Below are 12,545 nucleotides of genomic sequence, written 5' to 3' on the forward strand. Positions count from 1 at the left end.
GGCTATGCCGATCAATAACATGCTTGGTTATAACTTCCGCTTGGGAGAAATTGAGTGCGCGATTGGCATGGAGCAGTTGAAGAAGCTAAATGGGCTGGTTGAGTCCCGTCGCGCTCTGGCCGAACGATTGGCGGCGGGTATTTGTGAGCTGCCGGGGCTGTCAGTGCCGTATGTTGCCGATGGGAATACCCACGTGTACTACGTATTTCCACTTCTGGTCGACCCGGATGTCGCGGGTGTCAGTAAGTTTGAAATTGCTGAAGCGCTGAAAGCCGAGGGTGTGATTCTTGCGACGCAGTATCAGAACCTGCATCTTTTGCCTATGTATCAGCAGAAAACAGCTTACGGTACGAGTGGATTTCCCTGGAGTGCTGAGTTCACCAGGCAGGATATTTCCTACGAGAAGGGAATATGTCCGGTCGCAGAGGATATGAATGACCGTACGTATCTGGGTTTCGGAATGTGTACTTATGATCTGACCGAATCGGATGTCGATCTGATTATCCGTGCTTTCCATAAGGTGTGGGCACACAAGGTCGAGATGAGTCGGTAAGGCGTAACCATGTTCAGTAATGACTTCAAATCCATACTGCCGATTGAAAAGGATGACTTGAAAGTTTGTCTTTTTACTCTGGATGATATTTCAGAGCGATATATTGGTTGGTTGAACAATAAGGAACTGGTCAGGTTCAGTAATCAGAGATTTATGAATCATGATGAAGCCAGTTGTCGTGAGTTCTTTGATTCCGTAAGCCGGAGTAACTCGGTATTTCTTGCTGTGAAGCATAAAATTCACGGCCATATCGGCACGATGACGGTTCATTTCAATCAACGTCATGGCACGGCTGATATGGGAATCCTGATCGGTGAAACATCGGCTCCCGGTGCTGGTTCTACAGCCTGGTTAATGGTGATGGATAAGGTGCTTTCGTTGCCTGGTTTGCGTAAGGTGACTGCAGGCACCCTAGGCTGTAACAAGGCCATGCTGGGGGTTATTCGTAAGAGTGATATGGTCCCGGATGGTATTCGTGTACAGCATGAATTAGTTGAAGGCGTTGCTTTCGATATGTTGCATTTCGCCAGATTCTCCTATGACTGATTTTCCTGCGGGGCGTTGTGGCATTGTCGCTCACGATGCGGGTGCGGCGAATCAGATCCTGCATTGGATTACGGCAGGCGATTTTTCTGATATTGATATCATTCTATCTCTGCATGGCCCCGCTAAAAAAATAGCAGATCGTCTTGGGCTGCTGAATCAATTCGAAAACATCGACGATACAGAGGCGCTGGCTCAGAGGGTGGACTGGATTATCTCGGGCACAGGCTGGGCAACTGAAATCGAAAAGAATGTGATGTATCTCGCCCGACAGCGTGCAATTCCTGTATTCGCTGTGCTGGATCACTGGGTGAATTATCGTCCGAGACTGAACTATCAGGCGGATGGCCAGGCAGATATTGATGAGCTTTGGGTGGTTGATAATGAGGCTCAGGCTGTGGCAGCTTCAGAGTTTCCTGGTGCTTGTATACGAATCATGCCGGGTAGGTACCTGGAGGATCAGGTCGCGGAGATCAGTTCAGTAACAGAGTCTGGCACGGTTCTGTTTTTGATGGAGCCTGTGCGGGAGCAATGGGGTGATATGCAATCCGGTTCACTAAATCCCGGCGAGTTTTCAGCCTTCGAGTTTTTTCTCTCCGCTCTTAAAAAGACCGGTGCTAATGTCGGCAACATTGTGATTCGCCCTCATCCTTCTGACCCTCCCGGTAAGTACGACGCTCTTACTGAGTGTGTAGAGTTCAGAGTTTCTGTAAACACGGAAGATTCATTGTCACATGCGATCTCAGAGGCGACGTATGTTGTCGGATTAAACAGTTACGCGATGGTGGTGGCGTTAGCCGCAGGACGAAAAGTCTACTGTGCTTTGCCACCGATTGCGCCTGCATGTGTGTTACCACACACAGGTATTATTGATCTTCGAAACGAATCATTCGGCGTATAGATGCTCGTTAGAAACGATATCGTTGCGAACCCATGGGTCTGCAGTATCCGGGTATTGCTTAGACGTAATACTGTCGTAATGAGACGGTAGATCTTCAAGAAATTTCCCAAAGTTACTCTTCCATTCAGTAATAAATTTATCCCGGCTGGCTTTATTTTCTATCGAAAGTGAGTGAGCACACCCGATATTCAGGTAATGCCATATTGAACCGCGTATGAAGTATGCGGTCAGGCCATACTTAGGGAAGACCTGTTGCAGTAGATTCAGGTTGATCGTGTGGCACACACGAAATACGTCTTCAGGTTCGGTCGATTTCAGAGAATTTAAGCACACACTGAATGAGCGGCTGATTTCTTTCAGGAAAGCACCGAGCTCGTCGATTTTCTCGCGCATCTGCTTCTGTGTGAAGGGTGTACCTTTGAGTGCCTTCAGAAATTCGGTTGAAGCGATGTCTTCACGTGTAGCGAAGAAGTCATCTACGGCATCCGGTGTAAGATATTCAGTGTTGGCGATCTTTGCGCCTTCTGAACATGCGTAGCTTTGTGTTTGCTGGTGCAGTGTGCGGTGCTTTGTCAGTTGTTCAATACTCATCCTTGAGGTGTTGTACATTGGAAAAGTGTACATAGGGTCGCCATGAACTGATTCGGTTTCGACCAATTTCTCCAGATTACGTTTAACCCCTTCTTTGATGGAGTCACTCATTTTATCGCTGAAGTAGATGCTGTTCTTCGAGTGATGCTGATTCTTCTCCGGGAAGCCGAAGTCCATGCCGTACAGGAAGACGCTTTTAAGTTGAAGGTGAGTTGCTACGGCCACGCCGGTGTTGGTGCAGGTTGGCGTCGCTCTGTGTACGATTTCTTCCTGGCTGCCGAACATATTTCCCAGCGCCGTTGAGTCTTTCAGAAAGTAGTAACCGTGTCTGAATAAGCTAAATACCTGGGGAGGCAGCTGTAGGGCGCCAACCAGCAACGTATTTTCAAAGAATTCTGGATGCTCGATTTTTGAAAGATGATCGTACGTCAACATGTGCGATTCAATTTCAACGTGTATATCGGGCATGAGTCCGGCAGCAATAATGCTGTGTACCGATGTTCCGCACGAGATCAGTAACATCTTATTGCGATGGCGCTTAATTTCTTCAACCCGCATATCAAAGGATGGTCCACCGCCGACGATAACCGCTGGTAGAGTGGTATCTATCTGGTCGTAAGACATAGGTGGCACGCCTGCGCCAATATTATGCAGAGCATTGTTAAGCTGATTTATTTCATCGTCATAGTAGCCCCACTGATTCAGGAAGAAGTGCATATCCCCCTGTATACGTTTGACTATGGGGTTATAGGGCGCACTGCTTATGTGATTATAAAAGAGAGCGCACAGCGGGAAGCTCGGGCCGTAGTTGATCAGTAGGTTCCAGAGTGCGGGAGAAGACACCTCCGGTGGAGCGACTCCGCCGTTGGCGACGAGTATGTCGATCTTATTGCCTTTCCTTTCAAACTCGCGGAATAGATCTTCCCAGTCAGTGACATAGAGGCTGGCGAAGAAGTACTCAGGATCTGGCTCGAAAATGATGACGTTAAGAATTCGGTTTTCCCGGATCATTCTTTCGATATGGATACCCAGGCCACAGCCAAAGAATACGATCATGGGATAGAAATCGGGAATGGTGTAATTCTGGGTCAGGTCTGCATCGTCCGGGATCTGATCCGTCAGAGCGTGCATACGTTTAGAGAAGAAACGATGAAAGCCAATCTCCCCCGGACTGGGTGGCAGTATGGTGGCTATTGATTGTCCGGGGCCGAAGTTGTCTTTGTATGCGTCAACTTCTCTATCTGCAAAGGCATGCGCATCACCTTGATACAAACTTTGTTTGTCGTGCCAAAGATCGACGCTACCTGTATCGCCATCAATATTCAGCGTCAGTCTACTGAAGCTTTCCTGCAACGCAGTTTGATACAGAGCAGGGTGCTTCTTCTTAAAGTACGCCAGATTTTTGTCTTTCAGCGCCATAGCACCGGCGGCTCGTGGGTGTGTCATGCCATTTCTCCTTATTGAACAGAGAAAGTAGCAGAGATCATGCCACCTGAAGGGGGGAGCAGACTTGCAGGAAGAGCACAGAAAAACATTTCGTAACAAACTTTTTTAATGCCAGATTTGGTGAGTGTCAAAAATAATTTTCTATATATATCAGTGGGTTAGCAGGGGTGTTGCGAGGGTGTCAAAAGGGTGTCGCATATGCCCCTCACTTTGTTGAAAAAAACTTCTAAAGAACTCTACGGGGGCGCCGTTAAACCCTATGACAAAGTCAGGCGGAGCCGAAAAGCGTCGAAGGTGATGCCGGTTCCAATAGAAGTAGGTACAGGAGAAACACCATGCCTCAAATTATTAATACCAACATTGCCTCGCTGAACGCTCAGCGTAACCTGGACAAATCCCAGTCGGCGAACCAGCAGGCCTTGCAGCGCCTGTCTTCTGGTCTCCGAATCAACAGCGCGAAAGACGACGCTGCTGGTCTGGCGATTTCTACCCGTTTCACTTCTCAGATCAAAGGTCTGGATGTAGCCGTACGTAACGCCGGTGACGGTATTGCTCTGGCACAGACTGCTGAAGGTGCACTGGGTTCTATTAACGAATCTCTGCAGCGTATTCGTGAGCTGGCGGTTCAGTCTGCTAACGCCACTAACTCTGACGTTGACCGTGAAGCTCTCCAGGCTGAGGTTGATCAGCTGGTTTCTGAGATTTCGCGTACTGCAGAAGAAACTGACTTCAACGGTCGTAAACTGTTGGACGGTTCTTTCTCTGCAACCTTCCAGGTTGGCGCTAACGCTGGTCAGACGGTTGATATCTCTATCGGTGAGCTGACTGCTGACAAGCTGGGTTCTTCTTCTCAGTCAGGTCTTTCAGCGCGTGGTACTGACAACGCTCTGGAAAACGGCGACCTGGTTCTTAACGGTGTTGCGATTGCCGCTTCCCGTGCAGAAGACGACACTTCTTCTGTCTCTAACAATGTCGCTTCTGCGATTTCTAAAGCAGCAGCGATTAACCGTTACAGCGACGAAACTGGCGTTACCGCTCAGGTAAATGAAAACGTTGCTGGTGGTAGTGAGATGAGCGGCACCGCGGGTTCCGGTACTTTCACTTTGAACGGCGTAGACATTTCTTTCTCTACAACGACCGATACGGCGCAATCCCGTGCAGCGATCACGCAGGCAATCAACGCGGTTGCTGAACAGACTGGTGTTCGTGCGGTTGATACTGAAAACGGTTCGACGGGTGTAAACCTGGTTGCTGAAGACGGCCGGAACATCACTCTGAGCTTCGATACCACTGAACTGACTGGCCTTGACCAGGATACCTTTGCTGCGGCAACCGGTCTGTCTGGCGGTGCGACGCTGCAGTCTGGTACCACATACAGCAACACCTACGAAGGTGGTTACACTCTGATTGCTGACGGCGACCAGAAAACCATTGAAGTATCTGGTGGTAACGGCACTGGCCGTGGCGACCTGGCAAACGCGGGTCTGACTGCGGGTACATACGACCGAGCTGAAGCAGTCTCTGTGTCTTCTAAAGTGGCTGACACTACCTCTGCCTCTACTGTGGGCGGCGGTTCGCTGGCGAACACTCTGCAGCGTGCTGACTCCGGCGGTACCTTCATTTCGCAAACCACTGGTTCTGTGACAACTACCGTAACGACTACGGCAACTGCAGCACAGATCACCGACAGTGGTGCATCTCTGACGATTGTTCAGGGTACAACTGCGGTTACTTACTCGAATGCGGGTAACCAGGACATCGCTGCATATGCAGATGCTGCTGAGACTGCGGCAACGACTGCGGGTATCGATGTTAACTTCTACGAGCAGGGCACCATGACGCTTTCGGGTCTGGATGCGGGTGACTCGTTTGACATCGGTGGCGTGACTGTAAACGTTTCTGGTACTTCTGCGATTCTCCGTGCGGAAAGCGTGGTTGATCAGCTGAACGCTGGTAACTTTGCTGCGGACCTGGGCGCAACAGGTTTCCTCAATGCTGAACTGGACGGTACTGGCGGTGATGTGACCTTCACATTCCGCAACGAAACTGCCACCCAGCTGACTGCCGATCGTACGACTGCAGGTGCAGTAACCATCGACGGTACTACGATCTCAACAGGCGCAAATGGGACCATTCTGACTGGTGAGCTGGCCTTCGCATCAACGTCTGCAACTGGTGAAGCGGTTGACGTAACTCTGACTGACGCTGGTACTGAACTGCTGGGTGCAGCGGGTACTGTGACGGATAGTTCTTCTGCTGGTGATGTACTGACAACTACCGCTGAAACGAACCTTTCTGTGAGTGTTGGCGGTGTTGATGCATCACCTGCTGCGCCTCTGCAGGCAGGCTCAACGGTTGCAGAACTGGCAAGCACCATTAACGGTGTGAGCGGTGTCAGCGCCTACGAAGAGATTAACCTGACCATTACAGACTCGGCTCTTGAATCTGGTGAGCAGCTGCGCTTCTCGGCGGGTGGTACTGATATCGATGTAACGGCTACTCCAGACAGCGATGGTAACTTCACGCTGCAAGGTCTGGCTGATGACATCAACGGTACTGACTTCTCTACAGCCAATATGGATGTATCAGCAACTTACGACGCAGACAGCGGCGAAGTATCACTGACTATCCGTAACTACAGCGCTAACACGGTTAGCCTGGAAACTGAGAACGCCAGCGGCCAGACCATTACAGTCGCTGAAGGCGGTACTACAGATATTGGAGAAAACGCTCTGAATCTGTCGGGCGAACTGAAGTTCTACTCTGACGATGGCAAAGACGTAAACGTTACTCTGTCTGATCCAACGACTGGTGGCGAGCTCTTTAGCGGTAACAGCGCTTCTGAAGACTACACAGGTGTGAACGGTCTTGAAGACGGTGACCTGCTGATCAACGGCGTAACCATCGGTGGCGCGGATGTGAATGCGGATACTTCTTCTGCAACTGTATCGTCTGATGGCTCTAAGATCCTCTCTTCTGAGAAGTCTCAGTCAGCGATCGCGATTGCAGCAGCAATCAACAAAGTATCTGACGAGACCGGCGTATCTGCTGAAGTTAACGCGACCGAAGTGGTTGGTGGCGACGGCACTAACGTTGACCTGACTCAGTTCGAAGAGGGTGATCAGGCTGGTATCTACATCAACGGTGTAGAAGTCGGTACGGTAACCCTGCAGACTGATGGTGGCGGTAACCTGGACTCTGACCGTGCACGTGCTGACGCACTGAACCTGATTAACCAGAACTCTGGTAAAACAGGTGTGGTAGCTGAAGACAACGGTGTGTCTCTGACGCTGACTGCAGCAGATGGTCGTAACGTCTCCATCGCAATCGACGATAAGTCTGGCTCAAGCGCCTCTATCGGTGCAGTGCTGGGTCTGGATGCTGGCGTCGACGGTATCGGTGAAGCAACCTTCGGTGAGGGCTCTGTAGCAGGCGGCGGTACTTCTGCGGAAGCTGCGGCTTACGAGACCACTTACGGTTCGATCTCACTGTCTTCTGCGAAAGAGTTCACTCTGGAAGGTGGTGCGAACGGTAACTCTGAACTGGATGCAATCGGTCTGGCGACAGGTACTTACGGCGGCGGTGAAGATGGTCAGTTCCTGGCTGACATCGACATCTCTACCTTCGAAGGCGCTCAGGAAGCTATCACCGCGATCGACAATGCGATCGGTCAGGTGGCGAGCCAGCGAGCCGACCTTGGTGCGATTCAGAACCGTCTCGAATCCACAGTGAGCAACCTGCAGGTGACCTCTGAGAACCTGAATGCTGCGAACTCACGGATTCAGGATGCCGACTTTGCGGCCGAAACCGCCGAGCTGTCACGTACTCAGGTACTGCAGCAGGCTGGTATCTCGGTACTGGCTCAGGCCAACGCCGCAGGTCAGCAGGTACTGTCTCTGCTGGGATAAGGTAACCGGTAAGATGGGCTGGCTATTCAGCCCATCTTTGCTGACTCAGATACCAACGAGGTGAATTATGAACGAGCTGAGAAATAACATGATGGATAAGTCCGCTGCGGCGTCCACTGTCAGCGTCACCCAGGGTCAGTCTGCTAAGGTCAACGTCAGCGCTGATATCAGCGCTACCAGCGGCAAGGAATTGCCGCAGGGTACCGAAGCCCGGGCAGAGGTGAGTTCAGACAAAGTGCGTGACGCTGTTTCCCGTATCAATGAATACGTGCAACAGACAGAACGGACTCTGGACTTCAAACTGGATGAAAACAGCGGTAAGACGGTTATCAGCGTCTATGATAAAGCTTCTGCGGAACTGATTCGTCAGATCCCCAGCGAGCTGGCCCTTGAGCTGGCGCAGAAATTGAATGATGAAGAGCCATCTTTATTGTTCAGTGCGCAAGTGTAACGGTTAAGTAAACCGCTCTAAAAAGAGACCCGCACTGGCCGATAAGGTGAGTGTGGGTTTTTTTATGTCCGCAATGTGCGGCAAGAGGATTGTATGGCATCGATAGAATCGTTAGGTTTGGGCTCAGGTGTACTGACCACCGACCTCGTCGAGCAGATCATTGGCGCTGAGAGAGAAGTCAGTGAACTTCGTCTTGACCGTCGCCAGGAGCTGATCGAAGCCAAGATTACGGCCTATGGTGAAATCAAAGGCCTGATGTCTACCATGCAGTCTTCGGTCAACAATCTCGCGTCGCCCAGTGCGGCAGGTGCGACCCTCGCCACTTCCAGCAACGAAGATATTCTGACGGTTACCACGTCGACCACGGCCGATCCGGGTAATTACAGTGTTGAAGTTCTTAACACGGCAAAGTCTCACTCGTTGGCAACGGGTACATTCAACAGTTTTGATGAAATCGTTGGAACAGGTGAGCTGACGTTCAGCTTCGGCACTAACAACTACGATGAGGTGACTGGCGATGTCACGGGCCAGGACGTCAACACGGATCGTCCAACCCGTACTATTACCATTGATGAATCAAACCGTACTCTGAGTGGTATTCGTGATGCGATTAATAACGCCGATATGGGCGTAAGAGCATCCATTATCAACGACGGTGTGGGTTTTCGTCTTCTGATGACGAGCGACGACACGGGCTCCAGCAACGCCATGCGGATTGAAGCGCGTGATGATAGTGGCAACCTGCTGACCAATGGTCTGGCGTCGATGGCGTTTAATGAACTTCAGGCTGGTCCTGATAATCTCGAGCAGACCAGTCGCGGTGAGAATGCGCAGCTCAGCGTGAATGGCCTGACGATCACTCGCGAAAGTAACAATGTCGATGAGGTCATTAAAGGCGTTACGATTAATCTGAAAAGTGCAGATGTAGGAACTCAGGTCAGTATTGGTGTGTCTCCCGATACTGATAAATTGAGTGAGAATATTCAGGGTTTTGTTGATGCCTACAACAACCTGAAACAATTTGTAGATGATCTTTCCTCGTTTGATACTGATAGTCAGCAGGCAGGCCTGCTGCTGGGTGACTCAACCATCCGCACCATGCAGAGCCAGATTCGCTCGCTGATCTCTCAGCCGATTGCAGGCCTGAGTGGTGAATACCGCTCGCTCACCGAGTTGGGCGTGAATACCGACCGGAACAACGATTATCTGCTCGAGTACGACCCATCGGTGTTCCGCAAAGCGATTAATGAAGAACGCTCATCTATTGTTGGTATTCTGGCGAAATCAGGTATCACCAGTGATAGCCAGATTACCTATGTCAACGACTCTATTAATACGAAGTCAGGCACGTATGGCGTAGAAATCACGCAATTGGCGACGCAGGCAAAATATACATCGGCGTCTCTCGGACTGCTGGATTTTGCGTCTCCTGTGACTGTCGACAGCAGTAACGACAGTTTCACTATTAATGTGAATGGCAAAGATGCAACCGTAAATCTGACGCATGGTGATTACACCTCAGGTGATGATCTGGCCGCAGAGCTGGCGTTGCAGATCAACAGTAACGATACCCTGGTTCAGTTCGGCCACTCGGTATCGGTGGATTTCAACACTAGCAGCAATAACTTCTCGATCACGTCGAATAAGTATGGAGCTGATTCTCAGGTTTACATCAAGTCAGTAAGCGGAAACACGGCTAATACACTGGGCTTCAGTGCATTGGGTAGCGGTACCTACGAAGGTGGTGAGCTGACGACTCTGAACGCAGCTGCGTTTGCAGGGCGTGGTGCCACTACTGATGCTGGAAGTCGCTTTATTAATCCCGAAACCGGTATTAATTTTCAGGCGAATAACGCGACTTTCAGTCTTGATGTGGACGGTTCTGGCCCGGTCGCTGTCACTGTCGACCAAAATGCTCAGGGACAGGATCTTAACGGCGACGGCGTGTTTGGTGATCGCAATGATACCTTGCAGGCGATTCAGACGGCGATTGATTCGACCGCTCTTAATGGTCAGGTACTGGCCACCTTCGATGATAATGGTTATCTGAAATTTGAAACGACGTCGGTCGGTGCAGCCAGCTCAATCGAGATTACTTCTGTTGGTGCATCTGTAACGGATACGCAGCTCGGTCTGGACGCGACGCAGGGCGCCCAGACCAACGGCAAAGACCCTGGTGTTGATTTTCCGGCTGCGGTTAATTTTAAGGTACAGGTGGATGGCATCGATTCGGATGGTTTCGTGTCCATCCCCGCAGGCACTTACCTTACGGGTGATGACCTGGCGACTGAAATACAGAATCAGTTAAGTGCGACTTTAAGTGCAGATCCTAATTTCGCGGGCGTAGTGCGTGGTGGCGAGACAGCGACCGGTTCACGTGATATCAGTGCCAATATCGACTTCACCACAACGAACGCCGGGTTCCGTCTGAATGTGTCGGGTGTTGAGCAGGATATTCTTGTTAATACTGATTCTGGCGACAACGTTGCTGACGTCCAGGCAGCGTTGGATGCTGCGTATGGTGCAGGCGTAGTGACTGCATCCCTGGACGGTACCGGGCTGAAACTCAGCACGGTGGCGACCGGACACGAAGAATTTATTGAAGTTGTCAGTGATGGGCGTGGCGCTCAGACATCAGCTTTTGGTGATATTTCTACTGGCTTTGATTTCTCGGCACCAGGTCAGAATGCCAGCTTTACGCTTACCGTCGGTGGAACTGCCATTAATGTGGATGTTACAGGTGACGGCACATCTGGTAGCAACGATAGCCAGTCGAATCTGGTCGCTATCCAGAGTGCGCTGGATGAAGCCTTGATCGCTACAGGTGAATACCAGGCAGCTGATGTTACGGCTGCGGTGGATGGTTCTGGTCAGCTGTACTTTGAGACGAATTCGAAAGAGGGCGTAAAAACGTCAGCCACGTTCGGCTCTGCGGCAAGCATTGAGGTCAGCAACCTCGGTGGTACAGCGGCGACGTCACTGGGACTATCTGCCGAAACCAGCACGAATGGTTTTGATGGTTTCGGTATGAGCAGCGGTCGTGAGTTCGGTTATGACCTTGATCCGGTTGTCAGCTACAACTATGACCCTGACAGCGACCTTGGCTCATTCAATATTCAGATTGGTGGTGAAGGCACTCGTGTTGGGTTCACTGAGCTTGATGCGGATGCTATTGCTTTTCTTGGCCTGCAGGATGTCAGTATCTACAGTCAGGAAATTCCGAAAGGCCAGAACGTCGCGGGCAAAATTAATGGTGTTGAAGCTTCTGGTAATGGGCAGTTTCTGCGTGCGGTGGATGGCAACGTTAAGGCGTCACCCGGTTTCTATATCGGCAACGAATCAGCAGGTTTTGATACGCCTGTCGTTCTCGATGCGGACAATAGCAGCTTCACCATTGAAGTGGATGGGGTTGAGGCTGAGATTCAGCTGAATTTTCCGGCGACCTACATCAGTGGATCGGCACTGGCATCGGCCATGCAAACAGCGATCAATGACAACGCGACTCTTCAGGCAGAAGGCGTTTCAGTGAAGGTTGAGTACACAGATGATACCTCATCGTTCGCGTTTAATAAGTTCGGTATTATTTCTAACCGTACCGGTGCTGAGTCGTCGGTCGAGATAAAAGATTTGCCAAATGATGCTGCCGATCTGTTTGGTTTTGTTCGCGGTGTTGGTGATGGTGAGCGCGGTAAAGATGCCGACGGCACTATTGATGATGCGTCGGGTATCCGCCTTAAAATCACCGGTGGTGATATTGGTGACCGCGGGGACATCACGTACATCACCGGCTTTGGTGATCAACTGAAAGATATTCTGCTGAACTTCCTCGACAACAGCAGCGGCACCATTACCAACAAGCTGTCAGCATTGGATCAGGACATTACAACCGTTGAAGAGGACCGTGCGGATCTTGAGGCCCGTATGGATGCTCAGGAAGCCCGCCTGAAGGCTAAGTTCCTGTATAACGACTCTTTGATTCAGACGCTGAATACAACGTTGGACTATGTGAAGCAGCAGTTTGATGCGCTCAATGGCAATAACAAGGATTAATTCTTCGTGAATAGCTTCCATGCGCAAACTTGTAGGAGGGGATCTTATCCCCGATAGGGGGCTCGGGTGACACGCTGCCGGGAAGAAGCTTCCCTCCTACAG

Annotated in this window: 7 protein-coding genes; 6 read left to right on the forward strand and 1 reads right to left on the reverse strand. The window is 50.7% G+C overall.

The window, feature by feature from the left end; all coding sequences use genetic code 11:
• The 3 genes from B2R29_RS03355 to B2R29_RS03365 all read left to right on the forward strand — a co-directional run.
• A partial coding sequence (locus B2R29_RS03355) for a DegT/DnrJ/EryC1/StrS family aminotransferase (RefSeq protein ID WP_301179791.1) occupies positions 1-553 on the forward strand: 553 nt, incomplete at its 5' end.
• 9 nt (positions 554-562) lie between these two features.
• Entirely contained in the window at positions 563-1,099 is a 537-nt protein-coding gene (locus B2R29_RS03360; RefSeq protein ID WP_301179792.1) for a GNAT family N-acetyltransferase, read from the forward strand.
• Positions 1,092-1,997, forward strand: a complete 906-nt coding sequence (locus B2R29_RS03365) for a hypothetical protein (RefSeq protein ID WP_301179793.1) — start codon at positions 1,092-1,094, stop codon at positions 1,995-1,997. Before B2R29_RS03360 ends, B2R29_RS03365 begins: the two co-directional genes overlap by 8 nt.
• Here B2R29_RS03365 and B2R29_RS03370 read toward each other — a convergent pair.
• Entirely contained in the window at positions 1,983-4,034 is a 2,052-nt protein-coding gene (locus B2R29_RS03370; RefSeq protein WP_301179794.1) for a motility associated factor glycosyltransferase family protein, read from the reverse strand. The genes B2R29_RS03365 and B2R29_RS03370 overlap by 15 nt on opposite strands.
• Positions 4,035-4,369: 335 nt before the next feature.
• Here B2R29_RS03370 and B2R29_RS03375 point away from each other — a divergent pair, with 335 nt between their 5' ends.
• The 3 genes from B2R29_RS03375 to fliD all read left to right on the forward strand — a co-directional run bounded on the left by B2R29_RS03375 (position 4,370) and on the right by fliD (position 12,443).
• Complete coding sequence (locus B2R29_RS03375) at positions 4,370-7,942, forward strand: flagellin (protein WP_301179795.1); 3,573 nt, start codon at positions 4,370-4,372, stop codon at positions 7,940-7,942.
• Positions 7,943-8,009: 67 nt separating this feature from the next.
• The gene (locus tag B2R29_RS03380) at positions 8,010-8,393 is read left to right on the forward strand and encodes a flagellar protein FlaG (RefSeq protein ID WP_301179796.1); all 384 of its coding nucleotides are present in this window, start codon (positions 8,010-8,012) and stop codon (positions 8,391-8,393) included.
• 93 nt (positions 8,394-8,486) lie between these two features.
• Positions 8,487-12,443: a flagellar filament capping protein FliD gene (gene fliD / locus B2R29_RS03385; RefSeq protein WP_301179797.1), complete on the forward strand. Its 3,957-nt coding sequence runs from the start codon at positions 8,487-8,489 to the stop codon at positions 12,441-12,443.
• Positions 12,444-12,545 lie beyond the last annotated feature (102 nt).

The organism is Thalassolituus sp. UBA3500 (assembly GCF_002377545.1).
GTDB lineage: Bacteria > Pseudomonadota > Gammaproteobacteria > Pseudomonadales > Oceanobacteraceae > Thalassolituus.

Bases quoted from the DNA above. Each gene is read 5' to 3' on its own strand.
- B2R29_RS03375 (WP_301179795.1), top strand. From the start codon at position 4,370: ATGCCTCAAATTATTAATACCAACATTGCCTCGCTGAACGCTCAGCGT.
- B2R29_RS03365 (WP_301179793.1), top strand. From the start codon at position 1,092: ATGACTGATTTTCCTGCGGGGCGTTGTGGCATTGTCGCTCACGATGCG.
- B2R29_RS03370 (WP_301179794.1), bottom strand. From the start codon at position 4,034: ATGACACACCCACGAGCCGCCGGTGCTATGGCGCTGAAAGACAAAAAT.
- fliD (WP_301179797.1), top strand. From the start codon at position 8,487: ATGGCATCGATAGAATCGTTAGGTTTGGGCTCAGGTGTACTGACCACC.
- B2R29_RS03360 (WP_301179792.1), top strand. From the start codon at position 563: ATGTTCAGTAATGACTTCAAATCCATACTGCCGATTGAAAAGGATGAC.
- B2R29_RS03380 (WP_301179796.1), top strand. From the start codon at position 8,010: ATGAACGAGCTGAGAAATAACATGATGGATAAGTCCGCTGCGGCGTCC.